At 71.1% G+C, this 22,253-nt stretch carries 20 protein-coding genes and 2 pseudogenes; 9 read left to right on the plus strand and 13 right to left on the minus strand.

The genetic code is table 11. The features are described from left to right. Positions 1–23: 23 nt before the first annotated feature. Both ABZ815_RS24050 and ABZ815_RS24055 read right to left on the minus strand, forming a co-directional pair. Positions 24–2,495, minus strand: a complete 2,472-nt coding sequence (locus tag ABZ815_RS24050; protein WP_357701424.1) for a cellulase family glycosylhydrolase — start codon at positions 2,493–2,495, stop codon at positions 24–26. A 28-nt stretch (positions 2,496–2,523) separates the two neighbouring features. Then, positions 2,524–2,832: pseudogene (locus ABZ815_RS24055) on the minus strand (L-serine ammonia-lyase, iron-sulfur-dependent, subunit alpha); the annotation flags it as partial. Between ABZ815_RS24055 and ABZ815_RS24060 the strand changes: the two are divergent. After that, entirely contained in the window at positions 2,752–3,426 is a 675-nt protein-coding gene (locus tag ABZ815_RS24060; protein WP_357701659.1) for a hypothetical protein, read from the plus strand. The pseudogene ABZ815_RS24055 and the gene ABZ815_RS24060 sit on opposite strands and share 81 nt — an antisense overlap. A gap of 257 nt (positions 3,427–3,683) precedes the next feature. On the opposite strand, the gene ABZ815_RS24065 is transcribed toward ABZ815_RS24060, so the two are convergent. Continuing rightward, positions 3,684–4,274, minus strand: a complete 591-nt coding sequence (locus ABZ815_RS24065) for an XRE family transcriptional regulator (RefSeq protein WP_357701426.1) — start codon at positions 4,272–4,274, stop codon at positions 3,684–3,686. A 73-nt stretch (positions 4,275–4,347) separates the two neighbouring features. Between ABZ815_RS24065 and ABZ815_RS24070 the strand changes: the two genes are divergently transcribed. From ABZ815_RS24070 to ABZ815_RS24080, 3 genes are all read left to right on the plus strand, one after another. Next, on the plus strand, positions 4,348–5,511 hold the full coding sequence (locus tag ABZ815_RS24070; protein WP_357701428.1) for an MFS transporter: 1,164 nt from the start codon (positions 4,348–4,350) through the stop codon (positions 5,509–5,511). 136 nt (positions 5,512–5,647) lie between these two features. Further along, entirely contained in the window at positions 5,648–5,980 is a 333-nt protein-coding gene (locus tag ABZ815_RS24075; protein WP_357701430.1) for a helix-turn-helix transcriptional regulator, read from the plus strand. Then, positions 5,977–6,921 carry a hypothetical protein gene (locus tag ABZ815_RS24080; protein ID WP_357701661.1) on the plus strand — a complete coding sequence of 315 codons (945 nt, stop codon included), beginning with the start codon at positions 5,977–5,979 and terminating at the stop codon, positions 6,919–6,921. Before ABZ815_RS24075 ends, ABZ815_RS24080 begins: the two co-directional genes overlap by 4 nt. A gap of 128 nt (positions 6,922–7,049) precedes the next feature. Here the strand turns inward: ABZ815_RS24080 and ABZ815_RS24085 are convergent. The 3 genes and pseudogenes from ABZ815_RS24085 to ABZ815_RS24095 all read right to left on the minus strand — a co-directional run. Continuing rightward, positions 7,050–7,235, minus strand: a pseudogene (locus tag ABZ815_RS24085) (GntR family transcriptional regulator); the annotation flags it as partial. Then, positions 7,217–7,774 carry a GNAT family protein gene (locus ABZ815_RS24090; protein ID WP_357701432.1) on the minus strand — a complete coding sequence of 186 codons (558 nt, stop codon included), beginning with the start codon at positions 7,772–7,774 and terminating at the stop codon, positions 7,217–7,219. The pseudogene ABZ815_RS24085 and the gene ABZ815_RS24090, both read right to left, overlap by 19 nt. A gap of 105 nt (positions 7,775–7,879) precedes the next feature. After that, positions 7,880–9,241, minus strand: coding sequence for an MFS transporter (locus ABZ815_RS24095; RefSeq protein WP_357701647.1), 1,362 nt, complete (start codon positions 9,239–9,241; stop codon positions 7,880–7,882). Positions 9,242–9,308: 67 nt separating this feature from the next. On the opposite strand from ABZ815_RS24095, the gene ABZ815_RS24100 reads away from it, so the two are divergent. From ABZ815_RS24100 to ABZ815_RS24110, 3 genes are all read left to right on the plus strand, one after another. After that, on the plus strand, positions 9,309–10,043 hold the full coding sequence (locus tag ABZ815_RS24100; RefSeq protein ID WP_357701434.1) for a helix-turn-helix transcriptional regulator: 735 nt from the start codon (positions 9,309–9,311) through the stop codon (positions 10,041–10,043). A 129-nt stretch (positions 10,044–10,172) separates the two neighbouring features. After that, complete coding sequence (locus ABZ815_RS24105) at positions 10,173–10,703, plus strand: hypothetical protein (protein ID WP_357701436.1); 531 nt, start codon at positions 10,173–10,175, stop codon at positions 10,701–10,703. Positions 10,704–11,253: 550 nt separating this feature from the next. Further along, positions 11,254–14,550: a WD40 repeat domain-containing serine/threonine protein kinase gene (locus tag ABZ815_RS24110; protein WP_357701438.1), complete on the plus strand. Its 3,297-nt coding sequence runs from the start codon at positions 11,254–11,256 to the stop codon at positions 14,548–14,550. Positions 14,551–14,689: 139 nt separating this feature from the next. Here the strand turns inward: ABZ815_RS24110 and ABZ815_RS24115 are convergent, their stop codons facing one another. The 6 genes from ABZ815_RS24115 to ABZ815_RS24140 all read right to left on the minus strand — a co-directional run bounded on the left by ABZ815_RS24115 (position 14,690) and on the right by ABZ815_RS24140 (position 20,207). Next, a complete protein-coding gene (locus ABZ815_RS24115) occupies positions 14,690–15,058 on the minus strand; it encodes a hypothetical protein (RefSeq protein ID WP_357701440.1) in 369 nt (122 codons plus the stop codon). 16 nt (positions 15,059–15,074) lie between these two features. Next, positions 15,075–17,324: an NUDIX domain-containing protein gene (locus ABZ815_RS24120; protein ID WP_357701442.1), complete on the minus strand. Its 2,250-nt coding sequence runs from the start codon at positions 17,322–17,324 to the stop codon at positions 15,075–15,077. A 6-nt stretch (positions 17,325–17,330) separates the two neighbouring features. After that, the gene (locus ABZ815_RS24125) at positions 17,331–17,681 is read right to left on the minus strand and encodes a hypothetical protein (protein WP_357701443.1); all 351 of its coding nucleotides are present in this window, start codon (positions 17,679–17,681) and stop codon (positions 17,331–17,333) included. Next, complete coding sequence (locus tag ABZ815_RS24130) at positions 17,674–18,078, minus strand: YbaB/EbfC family nucleoid-associated protein (RefSeq protein WP_357701445.1); 405 nt, start codon at positions 18,076–18,078, stop codon at positions 17,674–17,676. The genes ABZ815_RS24125 and ABZ815_RS24130 overlap by 8 nt, the downstream gene beginning before the upstream one ends. A 134-nt stretch (positions 18,079–18,212) precedes the next feature. After that, a complete protein-coding gene (locus ABZ815_RS24135; protein ID WP_357701446.1) occupies positions 18,213–19,157 on the minus strand; it encodes a hypothetical protein in 945 nt (314 codons plus the stop codon). 162 nt (positions 19,158–19,319) lie between these two features. Then, positions 19,320–20,207, minus strand: coding sequence for an MBL fold metallo-hydrolase (locus ABZ815_RS24140; protein WP_357701448.1), 888 nt, complete (start codon positions 20,205–20,207; stop codon positions 19,320–19,322). Between the two features lie 226 nt (positions 20,208–20,433). On the opposite strand from ABZ815_RS24140, the gene ABZ815_RS24145 reads away from it, so the two are divergent. Continuing rightward, positions 20,434–20,811 (plus strand): hypothetical protein, encoded by a 378-nt coding sequence (locus ABZ815_RS24145; protein ID WP_357701450.1) that lies wholly within the window; start codon positions 20,434–20,436, stop codon positions 20,809–20,811. A 94-nt stretch (positions 20,812–20,905) separates the two neighbouring features. On the opposite strand, the gene ABZ815_RS24150 is transcribed toward ABZ815_RS24145, so the two are convergent. Then, positions 20,906–21,430: a TetR/AcrR family transcriptional regulator gene (locus ABZ815_RS24150; protein ID WP_357701451.1), complete on the minus strand. Its 525-nt coding sequence runs from the start codon at positions 21,428–21,430 to the stop codon at positions 20,906–20,908. Between the two features lie 83 nt (positions 21,431–21,513). Between ABZ815_RS24150 and ABZ815_RS24155 the strand changes: the two genes are divergently transcribed. Further along, entirely contained in the window at positions 21,514–22,209 is a 696-nt protein-coding gene (locus ABZ815_RS24155) for an SDR family oxidoreductase (RefSeq protein ID WP_357701453.1), read from the plus strand. Positions 22,210–22,253 lie beyond the last annotated feature (44 nt).

A 22,253-nucleotide genomic window follows, 5' to 3' on the forward strand; every position in this document is an offset into this window, starting at 1 on the left:
CGGCGCCGAAGTCGGCGTGGCCGTCATCGGGTGCCCTCGGCGGGGGCCTGGGCGGTCAGGTCGTAGGGGCCCGTGGTGCAGCCGGTGATGCGCCAGCCGCCCGGCGCCTGCCGGGCGGCGACGTCCTTGAGCCCGGTGCCATGGACGGACGGCCGGGCGTTGCCGGGGAACCAGACGTCGAGGCCGCATCCGCTGCCTTCGCCCCGGGCCGTGAGGCTCGCCCGGTCCGACGTCAGGCCGGTCAGGCGGCCGGGGGCGGAGCGGGGGTAGGGACGCGAGAGCTCGGCGACGTATTCGGCGGGCGGGGGCAGGTCCTTCCCGGTGGCACAGTCCTCGATCATGAGGTTGCCGCCGGTCCTGGAGTCGGTGTCGGCGTGGGCGTCGCCGCAGGACTGCTTCCAGACCCAGAACGCGCCCCCGATGCGGTGCCGATCCTCCTGGTCGGTGTATCTCGCGATCGGGGCCGAGGCGGGGTCGCCGAACCAACCCCACTCTCCTGACCAGAGCCCGGCGCCGTAGTACCGCGCCGCCCGGCTCGCCAGCTCGAAGCCGCGCTCGATGCTCGTGACGGTGACGCCGGTGCCCTGGTCGATGGTGATGGACTCGTTGTAGAGGTGGGGAGCGAAGACGAGCAGCCGGTCGTCGGTGAAGTCCTTGGGCACCGAGACCTCGAAGCCGAGACCCGACCAGAGCACGGACGGCTCGAAGAAGATCAGGTGCGGAAATCCGCGCCGCTCGCCCGCCCTGATGGCCTTGATCGCCCGGTCGTAGTAGCGGCCGAGCAGGACGCCGGAGGTGATCGGCGGGGCCTCGCCGAAGCCCGGCTCGTTCAGCAGGTCGTATCCGGCGACCATCGGCTCGTTCGCGAACCGCTCCGCCAGCATGCCCCAGGCGGCGACCAGGCGGGTCTGGATGCCGTCCCTGTCCTGGTAGAAGTTGGTGAAGGCGCGGGCGACGGCCGGTGAGATGTCGCGTCCGGTGAACTCGCACCTGGGGGCGCCGTCGAAGCGGTCGGCCCAGGTGGGGGCGCCGTCCCAGCCGTGCATCGGGGAACCGTTCCGGCAGGTGGTTCCGGGGGCGGCGTCGACGCCTTTGCCCCACGCGTCCTGGTGCATGTCGATGACCGTGCGCATGCCATGCCGGGCCGCGGTCTCGACGGCCCAGGAGATCCTGGCGAGGTAGGCCGGGTCGTAGTGGCCGGGCCGGGGCTCCAGCGCCGACCAGGACAGAGCCAGGCGGATGACGTTGAAGCCCATCCGCTCCATGCCGGCGAAGTCGGCCTCGGTGAGCGGTCGCGTCACCGCCTTGTCCGGACGCCTCTGGAAGTAGTCTTCGAGCTGGTTGACGTTCACGCCCCGCAGCAGCACCTCGTTGCCGTCGGCGTCGACGATCCTGCGGTCGGCCGAGAGCCCCAGAGCCTTGGTGCGCGGTGGCGGTGCGGCGGTGGCGCCAGGCTGCAGGAGCGGTAAGGCGAGCGCCGCCGCGGCCACGACGACCGCCGTCCGGACCGGTACGGAAGAGGCGACGCCCTTGCGCGGCGGGAGAAGGCCGGTTCTTCGCACCGGCTGGAGGAGGGCGACGATCGTCGCCGTCCCGAGGGCGAGGAGGGCGCCGAAGGAGAGCGCGGGGGCGAGGCGAAGCATGATCGCCGGGGCCCAGAACAGGTCGCCGCCCGCCAGGTCGCCGGAGATCCCGATGGCCACCTCGACCAGGCCCAGCGTCGCGGCCGCGCCCAGCGCGGAGAGTCCGGCGACGACGGCCCGGGGGGACGTGGTGGCACCGAGCCCGCGGTTCAGTGCCCAGGTCAGCACGCCCAGCAGAGTGACGGCGGCCAGGCAGCCCAGCGGTCCCGCCTCGGGCGCCGGGGCCAGCGGGGAGTCGCCGATGGCGTACCCGACGGGTGAGCCGCCCCACCACACCCGGCCGACCGACGCGGCCAGGACCACGGCCACCCCCGCCGCCGCCCATCCGGGCCCGGAAGCCCGCGGGAAGAACGTCCCCGCGGCCGCGGCGGGGTTGGCCTCCGGCCCCGGGGACGGTGAAGAGGCCGACGCGGGAGGAGGTGGGGCGAGGCGGCGGTGCAGGAGCTGGGCGAGCCAGGCGGCCACCAGCACCGGCAGACCGAAGATCGCCGCCTTGACGCCGGTGAAGCCGGTCGACCACGCCAGGTAGACCACATCGCCGAAGGCCATCACCAGCGACATCACCAGCTTCGCCGCCATCGCCGACCACACCACCGCACCCCAGACCAGCAGCGCCGTACGTAGCGGGGCACGTCCGCGCGCGACCGTCCACGCGAGCACTCCGACCCCCGTCAGCAGCAGCGGCACATAGACGGCCGGCGCGGCCAGCTGCCAGAGCCCGGCGACGGGCAGCAGATCGGCGCCGGTCCAGGTGTACGGCGCGGCCAGCCCTGACGGATCGAACGCCGCCCCCACCGCGATGACGGCGGCCAGCACCACGACGGCGATCGGTGACAACCAGCGGTTCCTCATAGTGTCGGCGACCATACATGAGCATTGCTCATAAAAGAAGGGCTGAGAACCACGACGGCACCGGGTCGTGCTCGGCGGTGATGTCCGCGCCGGTCTCGCGCATGCTCCTGATCGCCGTGTCGAGCGACACGATGTGCTGCCCGTTTCCCCGGACGGCCATCCGCGCGGCCGTCACCGCCTTGACGGCCGCGACGGCGTTCCGTTCGATGCACGGGATCTGCACGAGACCGCCGACCGGGTCGCAGGTCATGCCGAGATGGTGTTCCAGCGCCTTCTCGGCGGCGTCCTCGGCCTGGCCCGCGGTGCCGCCCATCGCCTCGGCCAGCCCGGCGGCGGCGGCCACGCCATCGCCTTCGACGCACTGACCTACCTCCTCGCCGCGGGATGCCTTGCCCGCCTGTCCCTCACCGCGGCGCCGGCCTCGCCCGCCTCCGGGATCCTGGCCGACATCCGCGACGGCTGGACCGAGTTCCGCCGCATCCGCTGGGTGTGGACGGTGTCCGTGTGCTTCTGCGTGGTCAACCTGGTTCAGGTCGGCACCTGGCAGATCCTGGGGCCTGTCCTGACCAGGCGGCTCAGCGGCGAGGAGACGTGGGGGTTCGTGCTCAGCGCCCGCGGCGTCGGCATGCTGGTCATGAGCGCGCTGGTCTACCGGCTGGTGGTCAGGCACCTGCTGCGGCTGGGCCAGCTGATGAGCGCGCTCGGCGCCGTCCCCCTGCTCGCACTCGGCGCGCACCTGGACGCCCTCTGGCTGATCGCGATCCCCATCGGCCAGCTGGGCGTGGGACTGCTCGCCGACAGGTTCGACGGCTACCAGGTGGCCGCGACCGCCGGCATCGTCTACGCCGCGGCGGCCGTGCTCCCGCTGGCCTCCGCCGCCGTACGCCGGCTCCCGCACGCCCAGGACGACCATGCCCTCAGCAGTCGCTAGAACACGGCTCGGTGTGCCGGCAGAACACAACCGACTCGGCCCGGGTTCGGTGGAGACCACACGCGAGCCCCGGCTCTCGCGGTGGGTTCGGAGGGGTTCCGATCTCAGCCGTGCGCCTCGCCGGCGGGGATGAGCAGGGTCTTGCCGGGTTCATTGGACGCGTGGGACAGGCCCGTCATCGTGGAGCGTGACCCGCCGGCGCTTTGCAGGCCGTCGGGACGGATCGGGGCACCGCAGGGTCACGCCAGACCGTCGGATCAGCCGGGGACGAGGCCCGCGTAGCGAGGGTCTCGGGCGCCCGCATAGACAACGACCATCGTCAAGTGGGCCGGTTCCGGGCCTTGGCTGCTGTAGGCGTGCGGGCGGTCGCCTCGCATCCGGAGTGCGTCTCCCGCGGCGAGTTGAAAGAGTGCCCCGCCGACGGTGACCGTAACCCTGCCCGAGTGGAGCTGCAACAGTTCCCGGGTGCCGGGCGGATGCGCGGGCGTGGAGATCTTGTCGCCGGCAGGCAGCCGGAACTCCCAGAGCTCGGTGAAAGGCGGCTGGCTGTCGTTGATCAAAAGCCTGGTGCGGCCTTCGGAGCGAACCACGGCGTCGGCGGCACGGGAGACGCGGCCGAGCTCCTCCGGGGGCTCCACCAACTCGCCGATCGAAACACCGAGCGTGGCGCTGATCCGAGCGAGCGTCGCGATGCTGGGGTTGGTGCGCATGGTCTCGATCTGCTGGAGCATGCCGCGGCTGACGCCGGACCGTGTGGCCAGCTCTTCCAGCCGCCAGCCTCGGTCTTGACGTGCGGCGCGCAGGTTTGCGGCGAGGGTGTGGCCTACGGCCTCGGCGGGATCGGTCATGGCGCAATGCTCCCCTAGAGTGCAAAATAGTGCGACTATGACACAAGATACTGGTCGCACCGAGCGTCGAGCGGTGCGGCGGCTGCTCGGCGCCAGCTTCGTGGACTTCCTTGGCTCAGGGCTCTTCCTGGCCTTCTCGGCCGTCTACTTCACCGGCGTGGTCGGGCTCGCCGCAGGCCAGGTCGGGCTGGGCATGAGCATCGCGGGGGCCGCGGCCATAGCCGCCGCGATACCGCTGGGCCGGGCGGCCGACCGCTACGGTGTCCGGCGGGCACTGGTGCTGGTGCATGCCCTGCGCGCTGCCGGAACCGCCGCTTACGCCTTCGTCGGAGACTGGTGGGGGTACCTCGTGGTCGTCACGATCATCACGGTCGCCGACCAGATCGCGACTGCGCTGACCCAGGCGTACGTGGCGGAGATCGTCGAAGGAGACAGCCGGGTAAGGGTGCTGGCCTCGTATCGGACGGTGATCAATCTGGCGATCAGCGTCGGCGGTCCACTCGGGGGGCTGCTGGCCGGCACCGGTCTCTTCCGGACCATCATCCTGGCCAACGCGGCAGCCTATCTGCTGGTCACCGCGGCCTTCGCCACCCTGCCCCAACCGGTTCGAACCGAAGAGCCCGCCCCGGTCCGGCGAGGCTTGGGCGTGCTACGTGACCTGCGGCTACTCTCGCTGGCTGGTGTGGATGGCGTACTGCAGCTCTGGCAACCGATCCTCAACCTCGCCTTTCCGCTGTGGCTCGCCCAAGCGACCACATTGCCGGACGGCTTACTCGGGGTGCTGTACGCCATCAACACAGTCCTCGCGCTCGCCTTTCAAGCTCTCATTGCACGCCACATCACGAGCCTCAGAGCTGCGCGGCGATGTCAGCCCGTCGCTGCGGCATTCGCCGCGGCTGCCTGTCTGTTGTTCTGGTACGCGGCCCAGTCGATACCTCTTGCACTCTTCTGTGCTGCGCTGGTGATGCTCACCGCGGCGGAATTGATCGCTGTCCCCGCGTCCTGGACATTGTCGTACGCCTTCGCTCCGGATGATCAGAGAGGCGAGTACCTGGCGGCGTTCGGCATGGGTCGCTCGGTCAGCCGCTACGTTCTCGGCCCCGTCCTGATCACCGGCATGCTCCAACTGGTGGGCGGTTGGACCTGGGGCGTCCTGGCGCTGCTCTTCGTCGTCGCAGGCATCATCGCACCCCTGGCCATCAGGTACGCAGATGCAACGCGGCCGGCCGCAAGCTGACCGATCTCTGCCCGGCCGTACGGCCGGCAGGCCGGCCATGCCTTTCGCGGAGACGTCGACATGTGATCCGTCCTGCCCCCTGAACGGTTGCGACGATCGCTCGCCCATAGACAGATGACCGGCATATATTGATCACATGAGGCAGATGCAGGAGCCGACCTTCCTGATCCTGACCGCGCTGGCCGCCGGTCCACAACACGGGTACGGCGTCATCACCGACGTGGAGCGCATCTCCGAGGGCCAGGTTCGCCTGCGCGCCGGCACCTTGTACGCCGCTTTCGACCGGCTCCAGGAAGAGGGCCTGATCACCGAGGACCGAGAGGAGATCGTCGACGGCCGGGTACGCCGCTACTACCGGCTGACCGGCGACGGCGCGGCGAGACTGGCGGCGGAGGCCGAGCGGATGCGCAGGCACGCCAAAGCTGCCACCGCACGCCTGCGCGCGATCGGCTCGGGAGGCGCGGCATGAGCCCGCTCGAATCCCGCTACCGGCGGCTGCTGGCCTGTTATCCCCGCGACCACCGGGCGCGGCACGAAGCGGAGATGATGGGCGTGCTGCAGGCAGGGGCACGGCCCGGACAGACCCGCCCGGACCTGGCTGACGTGGCCGACCTGCTGCGGGGCGCGGCGCTGGTGCACGCCCGGCGGGCCTTCGGGCCGGTCTCGGCGGGCGCCTGGCGCGACGGGCCGGCCGTCGCCGTGGCGCTGTGGCCGTTCCTGATGCTGGTCTCCGAGGTGGCGACCGTGTCGCTGCGGGTCGCCGAGTCCCTCCGTCACGGCGCGGCCTTTCTGGAGCAACCAAGCTCGATCCGTTTCCTGACCGAGCCGGCCCTGGTCGCGGCCCTGCCCGCGCTGGCCGTGCTGTTCGGCCGCCGGTGGATCGCCGTGCTCGCCGTGGTCGCGTTCGCGCTGCGTCAGGCCGGCCACCCGGGCCCTGAACTGAATCTGGACCTGCTGTTCCTCCCGAACCACGGTCCCCTTCTGGTGGCCGAGGTGATGGCGCTGGTCATCGCCTTCATGCCGGTGGCCTACCGTGCGGTCGGGCTGATCCCCCGGGGCGCCTTCCTGTTGTGGGGGCCGCTCGCCCTGGTGGGGCTCATCGCCGGCAAGGCCGTCGTGCGCGCGCGCTGGGTGGACGCGATCGCCGACCACCTCAGCACGAGCTGGAAGCCGGTGCCGTGGCTGATCGTGGTCGCGCTGGCGGCAGGGTACGCGTGCCGGTCGACCGTGGGTCGGCGGGCGGCGCTGCTGCTGTTCCTGCCCGCAGCGGCCCTGGGCGACCTCGGGGACCTGCCGTCGGTGCCCACCTCCACGGCCCTTGCCCAGCTCGGGTGTGCGGTCCTGGCCTTCGCCGCCGCGGCTGCCCTGACCCGGCGGCGGAGCGGCCAGAGACGAGCCCCGGCCACGTGAGGAAGAACGTCCAGCGCATCAACGACCAGGCAGCCTGGAACGGCCCTCACCTTGTACGGCCCGCCGGCCACCCCGCTGCCCTCGGTCGTCACGATCAGCCCTTCACCGCGCAGGGCCTGCCGTACGGCCATCGGCCCGACCCCCTGGATCTGCTGGAGCCGCGTCTCCGACGGGATCCTGTCCCCGGGCTTCAACCGTCCGGCCTTGATGTCGGCGCGGATGATGTCGGCCGGCTGCCCGTGAAGCGGCCGGTCCGCCCCGAAGTCGATCACGACATCCTGGGCACCTCCCCCATCTACCTGGTCTGCTCCCATTCCGGGGCAAGAATCGAATGCACGACGGAGTCCCGCCAACCGGATGCGAGTTTCAGGTGCCCGCGGATGACGCCCTCCTCGACCATCCCCAGCTTGCTCATGACCCGCCCGGACGCCTCGTTGACCGGGCTTCGCGCGCCCCAGATGCGGTGGACGTCGAGCTGCTCGAACCCGAGCCGCAGGAGCAGGCGTACGACTTCGGCGCCCAGCCCCTGCCGCCACCGGTCCGAGCGCAGCGCGAACCCGATCTGGGCGCTGTTCTGGAGCGGATGGCCGAGGTCGATCGAGAGGCGCGCGTACGCGACCAGCTCGCCGCCGTCCGGCAGCACCGCGGCGAGGGAGTAGTCCGTCCGCGGTTCGTTCCGGGCCGACTCGACCACGCCGGCGATGGCGCCTTCGACCTGCTCACGGTTCCGGGGCTCGAAGCTCATGTGCTCGGTGACCCGCGGGTCGCCGTAGATGGCCAGAAGCCCGTCAACGTCTGTCGGGACGAATTCCCGGAGGGTGAGCCTCGGGGAGGAGAACGTTACCGGGTACATGGACGCCGACCCTACTGGCCGGCCTGCACGGGCACCCGGGCGAACTCCTGGATCTCTTGCTGTAGGTGCCTGGCAGCGATGGTCATCTTGGCCGATCAAGCCGGTTCAGCGCTGGACGCCTTCCCTGAAACGTTCCGTCTTGGACGTACCAGCTGGCTGCTGCGGGGCGCCGGCACGCGAGGGCAGCAGCACGGCGATGAGTACGGCGCCGAGCGCCACGCAGACCGCGCCCGCCATGAGCCCGCCTGAGTAGCCCATGACGGCCAACGCGGCCACCCCGATGGCACCGCCGATCTGCTGGACGGAGGTGAACAGGGCCGAGCCGAGACCGGCGTCCTCCTCGGTGGTGCCGTCGACCGCGGCCACCGCCATGACGGGCAGGCTCAGCCCGTTGCCCACGCTCAGTATGAGCATGCCGGGCAGGACGTGGGCGATGTAGGAGTCGCCCGCCGCCACGCCGGACAGCAGCAGCAGGCCGGCGATGTTGACCAGGAACGCCAGCAGGAGCGCCCAGCGTGTCCCGATCCTGAGTGAGACGCGGGAGGACAGCCACATGCCCGCCAGGATGCCGGCGCCGTAGGGCAGGTAGGCGAGGCCGGCCAGGAGCGGGCTGTAGCCCAGAACGGTCTGCACCTGGATCATCAGCAGGAACGACATCGCGTACATCGCCATCGAGAACAGCAGGGTCGCGCCGCCCGCGACCGCCCGCGTCCGCGAGGCCAGGAACGATGCGGGCACCAGCGGTGCCGCCGCCCGCGACTCGGCCACCAGGAACGCCGTCCCCAAGGCAGCGGACAGCACGACGGCGCCGATGGCGATCGGGTCGCTCCAGCCGGTCTCTCCGGCCCGCAGCAGCCCGTACACCAGCGACACCGCGGCGCCGGTGACCAGGACCGCGCCGGGAACGTCGAGGCGGCGCCGGCCGGGCGCGCGGGACTCGGGGACCAGCCGGGGGAGCAGCGCCAGGGCCACGGCGACGACGGGCAGGTTGATCAGGAAGATCCCGCGCCAGGACACCAGATCGGTCAGCGCCCCGGACAGCACCAGGCCCGAGGTCCCGCCCAGGGCCGCGATACCGCCCCAGATGCCCAGAGCCTTGGTTCGCTCCGCCGGCCCCGGATACAGCAACGTGATCATCGACATCGCCGCCGGGCCGGCCATCGCAGCACCGCCGCCCTGCACGAACCGCCCGATCACGAGCTGCCACGGTTCCTGCGCGAGCCCGCAGGCCAGGCTGGCCACCCCGAACAGCGCCACCCCGATGAGGAAGACGCGGCGACGGCCGAGCAGATCAGCCAGCCGGCCGCACAGCAGCAGCAGCCCGCCGAAGGCCAGGAAGTAGGCATTGACGACCCAGGGCAAGCCGGACGCGCTGAAGCCCAGCTCATAGCGGATGCTGGGCAGGGCCACGTTCACGACGGTGTCATCGAGCACGAGCATGAACTGAACAAGACACAACACAATCATCGGCACCCGACGACGCTATGACCCGCCACATTTGGCCACAATCCGCGATGAGGCCAGACTATGTCGCATGGAGGACATGAGCGCGATCATCGTCGGCCACTTCCCGCTCGCCTCGGGGGAGTGGATCCCCCCGCACAGCCACACCCACCACCAGCTCGCCTGGACCCGGCGCGGCGTCCTGAGCGTCGGCGTGGGCGAGGTGTACTGGGTCCTGCCTCCCACCAGGGCGCTGTGGCTGCCCGCGGGTGTCACCCATGCCACCGGTGCGACCCGCGACGCGGTGTTGTGCAGCCTGTACCTGGCGCCGGAGCGCTGCCCGCTGGACTGGCCCGAGCCGACGGCGGTCGGCGTCGACGGCTTGCTCGCCGAACTGATCGGGTACCTGGCCCGCACCGATCTCCCCGACGACGCGCGGCTGCGCGCCGAGGCGGTGCTGCCCGACCTGCTGCGCCCGCTGCCCACCCGGCCCATCGACGTGCCGCAGCCCACCGACGAGCGCGTCCAGGTGGTGGCGGCCTCCCTGCTGGCGCACCCGGCCGACCCGCGCAGCCTGGAGGCTCACGCCCGTGCGGCCGGCGTCAGCAGGCGGACGTTGACGCGGCTGTTCGCGCGCGACACGGGCATGAGCTTCGACCAATGGCGCACGCAGGTACGGCTACGCGCCGCCCTGCCGCTGCTGGCCGAGGGGCAGCCGGTGTCCCGGGTGGCGCACGACGTCGGATACGCCACGGCGAGCGCGTTCCTGGCGGCCTTCCGCCGTACGGTCGGCACCACGCCCCGGCGCTACCTGCTCAGTCGTTGACCTTGATCTCCCTCCTCGCCGGCCCGGTCTGGCGAACTTGGGCGGATCGCTGCATGCCTGTCTGCCAAGTGCTGCGGATTCGCGCTGCCCGGGAGGCCTGGACCCGGTGCTCAGCGCAAGTCGGAGAGAATGGCCTTCGTGCTGTCTCCCCGTGCGTCCCTGCTTCGCCGAACGAGGACTCTGGCAGTTCTGGAGTTCGTCAACATTCCGCTGATCGCCGGGGTGCTGACCGGTTTGCTGGGCATGCCCCTGACCGTAGCCAACTCGGCAGGACTTGTGCTGGTCCTGGTCGTCCTGGCTGAGGGCGGTGTGTACTGGTGGTTGAAGTTCGCCCAGCTCTCTTCGCGAGCACCCGTTCCGGCAGGGATGGCGATGTATCGCATGATTTCTCGGATCAATGTCTGCCTGCTGGTGGCGGGGGCCGTCGTGGTGGGTGCCGGCCTGGTCATGGGCGGTTCCGGCGCGCAGGTCTGGCCGGGGGCGGCGCTGGTGGTGTTCGCGCTGCTTGAGCACGTGAACTACTTCCATCTGCAGCTCATGCATGACACTCGCGCTGACCTGGGCCACTTGGTGAGGACCGGCCGCCTGCGCCGCTCGCATCTGGCTCTCGACATAGCCCGCGCTTCCAGGGAGCCAGGGGTTGGGAGCCTCCGACAATGAGGGTCATCCCAGCCAGCCGTTCCCCGGACATCGCCGGGCCGGATCCGGGTCAGACGAAGTGATGGTAGCCGGCGGCTTCGGCCTCCTTCTCCTTGCAGTAGAACCTGTGGTCGAACGGTGTCACCGAGTAGTACTCATCGCCGGGGACGCCCCCGTAGCGCGAGGATCAGCGCGACCAAGCCCAGCGCGGGCAGGCCCATGACGTACGCGGCAAGCCACGCGCTCGCGCGTTGAAATGACCTCATGCGTGGTGTGACGATCAGGATCGTGGGTTGGTTCTCAGGCAGGACCAGAGGATTCCCAGCGAGGTCGCCTTCGGCCGGCACACCACCCTGACCCGTAGCGCCCGATGCCGGCGGCTCACGTCGTCGCGGGCGAGCGCCGCACCTCTGCCTTGGAGGGGATGGGACAACTCGGATGTTCCGCCGCCTACGCGGGGAAGGCCACCAGAGCTGCGGCAACGGGGAGCACGGCCAGGGCTCGATATCAGTGATGCGCAAATAGGTATTTTGGGCGGAACTTCGTCCGTGATGAGCGCATCAAACCCAGCGTGTTGATCGAAGGAGACCCTCAGCGGCTCGGTCGTTACTGGCTGGCCGGGCGGCTCGGCGCCGGCGGCCAGGGCGTGGTGTACGAGGCCTACGCCGAGGACGGCCGCCGGGTGGCGATCAAGGTGCTGCACGGTGATCAGGTGGCCCAGCTCGGCCGGGAGGCGGCGGCCGCCCAGCGGGTGGCCTCGTTCTGCACCGCGCCGATCATCGAGGCCAAGCTGGAGGGCCCGCGCCCCTACATCGTCAGCGAGTACGTGGAAGGCCCGAGCCTGCGCACGGCGGGCAGGACCTTCGCGGGCGACGACCTGCACCGCCTGGCCACCGCCATCGCGACGGCGCTGACCGCCATCCACGACGCCGGGGTGATCCACCGCGACCTCAAGCCCGACAACGTGCTGCTGGGCCCGGACGGTCCCCGCGTGATCGACTTCGGTATCGCCAGGACCGCCGAGATGTCGCTCACCGCGACCGGCGTGGTGAGCGGCACGCCCACCTACATGGCCCCCGAGGTGTTCATCGGCCAGCGGGCGGACGCCTCGGCGGACGTGTTCGCCTGGGGAGCCGTCATCGTCTTCGCCGCCACCGGCCGTGATCCGTTCCACGCCGAGAACCTGGGAAGCGTCATGCACCAGGTGTTGTCCGCCACTCCCGACCTGTCCGCGCTGCCCAGGACGCTGCGCCGGCTGGTCTCCTCGGCACTGTCCAAGGAGCCGGCCCAGCGGCCGACCGCCCGCGAGCTGCTGCTGGCGCTGGTCAGCGGCGACGGCGACCTCGACACCGCCCGTCTGCTCGCCCAGGGCGGCCACCGGGCCGCCGGGATCGGCGCGCAGGGGCACGATCCCGCGCTCGGCACGCTGGCCGAGCAGGCGTACACGATGCTCGATCCGGCCGAGCGCGAGCTGGTCCCCGAGGTGTTCCTGCGGCTGGTGACCGTGGACGAGGCGGGCGAGCTGTCGGCCCGGCACGCCGAGCTGGCCGAGCTCGTCGAGGGGCGGGGGCCGCACGAGGTGGCCGCCGTGCGGAGGATCCTCGCCGTGTTCGGCTACCTCCTGGCCAGGCAGGACGGCGGCGTACGGCTGGCCAGGCCGGCGCTGCCCCAGGCCTGGCCGCGTTACCGCCGGTGGATCGAGACCAACCGCGACGGCCTGGCCGTACACCGGCAGATCCTCGCCGCGGCGCGACGCTGGGAGACGGCGGGACGCCGGGACGGCGACCTGTTCCAGGGCAGCAGCCTGGAGAACGCGTTGGAGTGGGCGGCCACCGCCCGCCGCGACATCACCCTGTCGCCCGTCGAACGCGATTTCCTGTCCGCGGCGGCCGTCCTGACCAGGCGCAGGGCCAGGCGGGCCCGGCTGACGTCGCTGAGCCTGGGCGGGCTGCTGGTGATCGCGCTGGTGGCCGGCGGGCTGGCCGTCCAGCAGAGCGCGGTGGCCGACGACCGGGCCGAGCAGATCGCCGGGCAGCTGACCAGGTCGGAGGCGGCCAGGCTGGCGGGGGTGGCGACCGCGACGCGCGGGAGCGACCCGCACCAGGCGATGCTGGCGAGCCTGGTGGCCTGGCGGCTGGACCGGACGCCGGCCACCAGGGCGGCCCTGGTGGCCTCGCTGGCGCAGCGCGAGACGGCGATGTTCCGCGACCCGTCGACCGCGGGCGACACGGTACGCACGCTCGGCGCCGACGGCCGCACGCTGATCAGCGCCGATTCCACCGCCACGCGCGTGTGGGACGTGCGCAACGGCCGGCGCCTGCGGACGCTCGGCATCCGGCCGGCCGAGCCGATGGACAGCGTGACGCTGAGCCCGTCGGGCAAGGTGCTGGTGACCGTGACGGCCAGGCGCGCCACCGCGGTGGACCTCGTCAGCGGCAGGCCGATCGGCGACCACGCCTTTCCCACTGCCAAGGACTTCACGAACGAGTGGGTCGACGTGACGTTCGAGCGGGACGATTCCGTCCTGCTCCAGGAGGCTGACCGGCGTACCCGCTGGGACCTGCGAACCGGCGCGGCCGAGGCGCTCGGGCCCGCCCCCGCGGGCACGTTCAGCCGGGACGGGGTCTGGCGGGCCGCACGGCGCGGTCGGCTGCTGGAGCTGACCAACCTGCGGACCGGGGCGAAGGACTTCATCGGCGACACGGACGGCGCCGGCACCCAGGGCAGGTGGAACGGCGGCGCGGCCGTGTTCGGCCCCGGCCTCGTCGCGACGGTGACCTCGCGATCCATCCAGTTCTGGCGCAGGTCGGACACGCATCTGCTCACCACGGTCCAGGTACGGGGGGACCAGGAGACAGCGCAGGGCGCCTTCGACGGAAGCACGTTCCGCTACCTGGTGGGCGACCAGGTTTTCTCGGTGGACGTGGCCGACCTGACCACCGAGAACGACGATCACCTTGTGGGCATGGCGGCGCTGAGCGGCGACGGGCGGCTCGTGGTCCGCGACGGCGAGCTGTCGGCCGTCGGCGGGAGGAAGATCGGCGCGGTGCCGGAGGCGGAGTACGCGGTATTCAGCCCGGACTCCCGTTTCGTCGCCACGTTGGGTCCCGGGGTGCGGATCGTGGACACTGCCTCGGCCGCCGTCCAGGGCACGTTGCGCACGTCGGCCGTCCAGGCGGCCTTCTCTCCCGACGGCACCAGGCTGGCCGTGGTCACCGAGAAGGGCGGGGTCGAGCTGTGGGACCGGCAGACCAGGCGGCGCTTGTGGTCGGCCGAGGCGGGCGCGGCGAAGTACGCGGCCTTCTCCTCCGACGGGCGGACGCTGGTGGTGGCGGGCGACCGCATTCACCTGCTGGAGACGGCCGGCGGCAAGGCTACGGGGCCGGCGTTCGGTGGCGGCGGCAGGGACGCCGAGGGGGTGCGCGCGTATTTCACCCGCTCCGGCAAGGCGGTCGTGGTGCTCGACGCGCGGCGCCGGATGACGGTCTGGGACGTGGCCACGCGCCGCAGGCTCGCCACCGCGCGAGGGTTCGGCGACCCCGCCGCCTACTCGCCGCGCGAGGACCTGCTCGCCACCCTCCAGGTGGGGGGCAGGGTGCGGCTCGTGGACGTGATGTCGGGCACGGACCTGGGCGCGCTGCTCGACGAGGGCGGCGGGCAGGACCCGGAGATCGGGCAGCCGCTCGACGTGGCGTTCACCGCCGACGGGTCGGCGGTGCTGACCGTGGACGGCAACGGCGTCGTCAGGCGGCACGCCGTGGGCGGGGAGGCGTTGGCGGCTGCGGTGTGCGCGAAGGCGGGCGGGCTGAGCGCGGCCCAGTGGCGGGTGATCGTACCCACGCTGCCGTACAGAAAGGCGTGTCCCTAGCGTCGGTGTCCGGCTGGCAAGGCCCGGCACAGCGGACGTGCTGACCTGCCGATGTCACAGCGGTAGACGCTCGGCCCCGAAGACGAGCCTCGCCCGGTCCGCGTGAGGACCAGGCGAGGACTCCGCGTGGTACCCGTCATCAGGCGGCGGCCAGCTCCACCAGCGCCTCCAAGGACGCCAGCTCGAAGGGCATCCCCACCGGGACCCGGCCCGCACGCGCGTCCTCGGCCTCGCCGGCCCAGTGACGCAGCGCCCGCAGCGGGGTCATGCCGTTGGCCTTGGCCCAGCGCAGGCGCTGCGTCCAGGCGACGGCGGCGTCGAAGGCGGCGTCACCGGCCTGCCCGCGCGGCACGTACCGGGCCGCGTCGTCCGTGGTCGCGGCCCACAGGTAGCCGATGACGACCCCGTTCTTGAGGATCGGGACGTAGCGGACCGCGGCGGACGTCGTGCGCGGATAGGAGTCCGGCGCCCGGACGGTCCGGAAGACGGGCTGGTCCTTCAGTGACAAGAGGTCGTCTCCTCCATCAGCGGCCGGTCTCCTCCGGCGTCAGCACCCGGGCGTAGATGTGCCATTCGCCGCGACGCAGCCGTACGTCCTCCCCGAACCACGGCAGGCCCGGGCCCAGCAGCAGTTCCTCCTCGTCCGGGATCTTGCTGATCAGCTTCAGGAAGAAGGCCGGGGTGCCCGCGGGCACCCGCAGGTGCAGGTGCACGTCCCCCAGGTACTTCGCCTCGTCGCCGAGGCTGGTCGAGAGGAATCCCGGCTCGCGTTGCACGGTTCCGACGAGCTCCTCGATGGGCACGCCGAACAGGTCCGGATGGAAGGTCAGCATCCGGATCACGTCGATCGTCTCGGGGACCGGCTGACGTTGCACGAGCGAGGTCAGCATCTCGACCTGCTCGATGGTCCGCGCCCGCTCCGCCGGGATCTCGTGTTCGGCGAAGTGCTGGAAGGCGTCGTCGCCCATGCGCAGGAACCGGTTGATCAAGCTGTGCCTGCCCGAGGCGAAGCGCCGGGCCGTGTCCAGCTCGGCCGGCGACATGTCGTCGCGGACTCCCGTCCAGACCACGTCCCCGAACGTGGGGCTGACGAATCGGCTGCCGAAGGGCGCGTCCAGCGGGACGTGCGGGGCGGGCGCGGTGTAGTACAGGCCCGACCCGGATCGGCGGATGGTCTGCCCCAGGCCCGGATGCCCCGACCCCGGCCCGGTGTGCGCGGCGGGGGGCGCGCCCCCGTCGTCGTGGAAGCGGGCCAGCAGGTCGGGGAGGGCCCTGGCCAGGGCCGGGTGCAGGTCGCCCTGGTTCGCCATCGCGGCGAGCTCCTTGAGCGTGAACCACTTGGCGCCACTGACCTCGAACGAGTCGAGCCTCGGGGTGAACATCGGCCCGTCGGCGGCCAGGTTGGTGTACCTCCAGCCGGTGTCGCCGACCTCCGTCGCGTGCTCGCCCCTGAGCTTCAGCCGGTCGAGGTAGCGCTGGCCGACGCCCAGTTCCTCACTGAGCTCGCGGGCGGCGGCGTGCACGGGACGTTCGAGGCTGTCGAGGGCTCCGCCGGGCAGTTGCCACTTGCCGGGGTTGGAGACGTGCTGGCTCTGCTGCATGAGCAGGTACCGCGGCTGCCCCTGCTCGTCCATGCCCCTGATCAGGACGCCTGCCGCGCCGTACCTGCCCCACAGGTTCCCGTTCACGTAACCGTCGCCGGGCCGGCCGGAGTACTCCAGGAGCTGGAACGGGCTGTGGCCGGACAGCGTGGTGTCGCCCGCGTGGGAGGAACCGGGCCGCTCCATGCTCCGGGAGCCGTTGATCAGGGCGTCGACGCCGGCTTCGCTCCTGAACGACACGTCCTGCCTGGCCCCGGCGTCGGCGAGCGTGGTGCCGTCACCGTCAGCTCTCCCGTGGACCCGCGGGCCGGAGTTCTCCGGGCGCGGATGCCCGACCGGCCCCGGGCCCGGCTTGCCCTGCGCGAACGGGCTCCAGCTCGCCCAGTGGGCGTCCGCGCCGCCCAGCACGCCCGAGGTGAAGCTCTTCAACAGCCTGTCCAGGTCGAGCGGCTGCCCGCTGCTGAGCTGCGTGGTCAGGTCGGCGGCGCTGCTCGCCAGGCCGGACCGGCCCATCAGCCCCCACATGGACCGGGCGGGCACGATCCCCGTGAAGCCTGTCAGAAAGGCGCCCAGGAGTGCGCCCGTGCCGGCCGACGCCATGATCTGTTCCCAGTCGAGATGGTCGCGCCGGGACTGGGACGCCTGCACCGCGAGGTCCATGCCGCCCATCAGGCCGCCGAACAGGGCGATGTTGATCAGCAGCCGCTTGGCGAGCTGGGCGATGGCCAGCCGGGTCAGCTGCACCCGGGCGCCGACCATGGCCGCGGCCGCCGGTCCCCAGGGGCCTGCGGTGGCGGCCAGCAACCACATGATCTGGAAGATCAGGAACCAGACCGAGACCTCGATCATCCGCTTGGTGTACTGGACCTGGACGCCGAGATCGTTGTACCGGAGCGCAGCCGAGACGAGCTGCTCGATCAGCTTGACCAGCGCCGGGTCCGACACCGACCGGACCCGCGTGACGAACTCCTTCAGCGCGTCGCCGTCCCAGTCGTCGCCGAGCCGGGTGAAGTCCGCCAGGCCCCAGCCGTCCAGGACGTCCTGCGCGGTGGCCGCGCACGCGTCGGCGAGCCGGAAACAGCCGTCCTCGTCACCCTCGGGCCAGTCCATGCCGACGGCGTAGCCGACGAACGGTTTGGCCCAGTCGGGCACGAGGAAACCGTCGAATCCCACGGCGGCTCACCCGCCCCGCGGGTAGGCCGGGCCGTCACCGGTGGCGTACCCGGGATCCCCGTAGCCCTCGGCGGCCTGGTAGTTGGTCGCGCTGGCCCGTAATCCGTCGCGCAGGTCCTCCAGTTCGGCGATGTACTCGTCGAAGGCCACGAGGATGCCGTTCTCGATGATCCACTGGTTCTTCTCCAGCTCCGCGCCGTACTGGTCGTCGCCGAGCGGGTTGCCCTCGCGGGCGAAGACGGCGGACAGCCGGTCCTTCAGCTCCCACGCGTGCTCGACGCTGTCGTCCAACTGCGCGGACCGTGACCGCAGGCCGCTGAAGACGGCCAGGTAGCCGCCGGCGCGGGTGTCACCCACGCACGTTCCCGTCCTCGGCCGGCAGCTCCACCGGCCGGGGCAGGAACGCGTCGATGCTCGCCCCCTCGCCCAGGACCTCCTCCAGAGGCAGCCCCTCCGGCATGAACGGCGCCATGAGCTCCTTCGTCCGCTCGGCGACCTGTTCCGTGGCGGCGCCGATCTGCTGCATGATCTCGCGGGAGAGTTGCGACGGCGCGAGCTTGCGGTACACCCGGGGGTCGAGTTCGATCTCCTGCACCTGACCGCGCGGGCCCACCGTCACGCGGACCAGGCGGTCTGCGGACTCGGCGGTCCCCGTCAGCTCGGAGAGCCTGCCGTAGGCCGCGCGCAGCTCTCCGGCCTGCCGGTTGTACTCCTTGGCCAACCCTTCGATGGTCAGCCGGAACTCGTCGTTCAAGCAGCGCGCCTCTCGTCACCTGAGCATCATGCGTTGCATTTTGTCACTTCCGTTACGCAGACGACATACCGTACTAAATCTGCGTAACGGGCAGCGGCCGGTGACCGGAAGACGCCACGGCGCCTGCCGACCGGTCAGCCGGCGAACGCCGGATACGACGGCAGGGCGGGGCAGTCCCACTTCTCCGTCGCGGCGAGCAGGCCGCGCATGGCCTCTGCGACGGCGGAGCCGGGCGGGAGGTCGGCCAGGAGGGCCTGCCAGCGGTGGCGCAACAGCTGACGCATGCTCGGAGCCCGCCGCGTGGGATGCAGCGGCCGGTCCCCGGTCAGCACGCGCGGCACCAGCGTCGTCATCTGCACCGTGAGCGCGATCGTGCCCAGCCGCATGCCCGCCCGCCACACCTCGTCGTCGAGCAGGTCGGGGTGGCCCTTCGCCACCTCGGACCGGTACGCGGACTCGATCTCCTCCTGGATCGCCGGGGGCAGCCGGAAGACGCACCAGCAGGTGGAGAACGGCATGCGGGTGTAGACGGCGTCGAGGAACACGGAGTGGAAGCCGGCGCCCTCGAAGTCCAGCAGACGCATGCCGTCCGGGAAGATGAGGTTGTTGTCCGGGCAGATGTCGCCGGGGGAGTAGACCGGGTAGGGGCCCTTGTCCAGATCGGCGATCGGTGCCAACTCCGCGGCCAGACCGGGCGGGGTGGTCACGCCGAGCGCGTCGAGCACGGCGGGCAGCGCCTCGGCCGCCGCGCGGAGCTCGGGGTCCTCGCCCCACTGCTGCTCTCCCCGGTCGTAGCGGGCGCGCAGCGCGGCGAGCTCGTCCTCGCGCCCGGTGGTCTCGGCGGCGAGCCGGCCGTAGGCGATCGCCCAGGCGAGCAGGGCCGCGCGGGCGGTTTCGGGGCTCTCCCCGAGCAGCGCGTCGGCCAGGCTCGGCGCCTCGCCGAGGTCCTCCATGACGAGCAGCGGGTACTCGGTGTCCACCGCGAGCAACCTCGGGCCCGAGCCCGCGCCGAGCGCCAGCCCGGCGGCCTCCGCGGTGAAAGACCGAAAGGCGTCCGGTTTGTACGCCTTGATCACCACGTTCCGCCCGTCACCCGTACGGCACCGGATCACCGTGGACCGCGAAGAACCCCCCAGATCGACCGCCTCCGAGAGCGGCACACCCAATGACTCCGACGCTTTACGAAGAATCACATCCATGGCTGTCATCTCACCACGAACCAGAAAAACGGCGTGTACGGCCTACCAGGGCAGCGCGGAGAAGTCGATCGGCCGGGGCGCGAGTGCCGCCGTGCGGACGGCCAGGTCACGCATCCGGCGGGCGAACTCCCCGGCGGGCAGCCGCCTGCGGTCGCCGTGGCCGGGCAGCAGCCACTCGAAGCGGATCCGCGGCGCCGTACGGGCCAGCGACGCGGCCAGTTCGGTGATGGAGTACCAGGTGACCGACTCCGCGACGGCGAGGTCGCCGAGGGTCCGGGACCAGTAGAAACTGTCGCCGCTGAAGCAGTACGTCTCGTCGGCGACGTACAGCGCGCTGCCCTCGGTGTGTCCGGGCAGCGGGTGGGCTGTCACGCCGTCGGCGATCTCGACCGGCTCGTCGCCCCGGAGAACGCGGTCGGCGTCCGGGGCGGCGGACAGGTCTCCCTCATGGATCCACAGACGGGCGCCGAAACGGTCGGCGTACTGGCGGCCGTGCGCGGCGTGGTCGCGATGGGTGAGCAGCACGTCGCTGATCGGGCCGAGCGCGGCGTATTTGGCGGCCAGGGTGCTGCTCCAGCGCGGCGTGTCGATCATCATCAGGTTCCCGGCCGGACGGCGCAGCAAATAGGCGTTCGCGCCGGCGGTGTGCGGCGAATTGTGCCCGCACAGGTGCACGTGCTCGGCGAGCGGCAGCGGAAAAGGATCGAGCGCGGGGTCCGGCCCGCGGGTGCCGCGCCGGATCGATCGGGTGTGGCAGGCGAACGCCGCGGCGTACATCGCCTTTTCCTCCGCCTCTGTGCGCGGCTGGCGGACGACCGAGGAACGTCCGCCGACCTCGGCGAGGAGTTCCGGGGCCAGCTGCCGGGCGGTGTCGCAGTTGGTGCAGCGGCGATCGACCTGCCAGGCGGCGTGGGGCGACGGCTCGTTCATGGCGTGGTCCTTCCGGGAATGGCAGGGATTGACGCCAATTTTGATATCACGCATTACGGGGAGAGGCCAAACGAAAAGTGTTGTTGACTTTTATGGGGATCGCTGCTCTGAAATTCAGAGCAAATGTGTGAGTTTTGTAGATGGCCATTTCGGAACATTGTCAAGCCGAACCCGAAAAGTAGCCGTCCGCCCTCAACAGAGGTGGAAGTGCGGAAGGATGGGGGATATGACCACCAACAAGGTGCTGGACGGCGCGGTGCTCGCCGTTCGACGCGACATGGAGGCGACCGGTGTCCCCGGGCGGCTCGGTTTCGACTCCCCGGAGTGGGACGACCTGGGCCACCTGCGCGTCGAGTACAAGGGGCAGTACTCCAGCGACGGGCTGCGTGAGGACGAAGCGTACGAGCCGGTCGCCACCCTCGTGCTGATCGCCGATCTCGCGCAGGGGGTGATCGCCGAGCAGGAGGGCGAGATCTGGCCGACCTGCCCGGCGCACTCCTTCGGGTTGCATCCGGAGCGGGCGGGTGGGGCGGCGCTGTGGACGTGCAAGGCCGCGGGCGGCCACACCGTGGCCGCGATCGGAGCCCTGGCGGACGGCTCCTGACCACGAGAGACGCGCCTCGGGCGTCCTGAGCGAACAGGGCACGCCCCGAGGCCGCCCTTCTTCGGGAACGCCCGAGTCGGACGTCGGACGTGCGCTACGACGACAGCCGGGCAAGCATCGTGGTGACCTCATCGGCGAGTGACTCGTCGACAGGCGCGTGGCGGTTCATCAACCGGTACCACATCGCGCCGAACACCATGTCGACCGCCAGCTCCAGATCCACGTCCGCCGACAGCGTCCTGACGAGCACGGCACGCAGCGCCTGCCGGCGGGAGTCTATGAACCCGCGCATGTGCACGGCGAACGCCTCGTCGCTCTGCGCGTCGGCCATCAGGCCCACGACCACGCCGCCCATCGCGCCGCCGCTCAGCCGGAAGGTCTCCAGGAGGAACGTGCGCAGGTCCTCGCTGCCTGTGGGCGCCTCGACGAACGCGGTCAGCGCTTCAAGCATCACCTCCGCCTTGGTCGGCCACCAGCGGTAGACGGTCTGTCTGCCGGTGCCCGCGGCCTGCGCGATGCCCTTCAGCGTGACGTTCTGATACCCGTCGCGCTCACACAGATCCAGGGCCGCGCGCAGGATCGCGCGCCTGGACGCCTCGCTTCTCGGTCTGCCTGCCATGGCCCCCACTTTACAAGACACAATGTCTCGATTTATGATTTCGAGGCAAGGTGACTCGAAAGAAGGTCTGAACAATGCGTACTGTGATCATTGGCGGAACCACCGGCGTGGGCCTGGCCACCGCGAAGCTGCTGAGCGAGCAGGGCCATGAAGTGATCGTCACCGGGCGCACTCCCGAACGGGTGGAGCAGGCGGCCAAGGAGACCGATGGCACGGGTTACGTCGTGGACGCCAGAGACGAGCAGGCCACACGCGACTTCTTCGACCGGATCGGCCCGGTTGACAACGTGGTGATCAATGTCAGCGGGCGCGGCCAGGCCGCCGGGCCGCTCTCCGCGATCACCGCGGACGCGCTGCGCCAGGCCGTTGAAGACAAGCTGATCCCGCACTTCCTGACCGCGAAGGCGGCGGCGACGGCATTGTCGGAGCGCGGCTCGATCACCTTCATCGCCGCCGCCTCGGCGGGCGCGGCCTTCCCCGGGTCCAGCGGGCTGGCCGCGATCAACGGTGCGATCGAGGCCATCGTCCCCGGCCTGGCCGTGGAACTGGCGCCGGTCAGGGTGAACGCGGTCTCGCCGGGGGTGGTGGACACCGAGTGGTGGAGCTGGCTGGACGAGGCGGTCAGGGCCGAGGCCATGAAGGGCTTCGCCGCCGCCTCACCACTCAACCGCGTGGCCGAGCCGGCTGACATCGCCTCCGCGATCGCGTTCGTGGTCGGCAACGCCTTCACCACGGGGACAGTCCTCACCGTCGACGGCGGAGGGAAGCTGAAGGCATGAGGACGATCCTGGCCACCGGTGCGACCTCCGGTCTCGGGCCGGAG

Origin of the sequence: Nonomuraea sp. NPDC047529, from assembly GCF_040642995.1 — a bacterium.
GTDB lineage: Bacteria > Actinomycetota > Actinomycetes > Streptosporangiales > Streptosporangiaceae > Nonomuraea.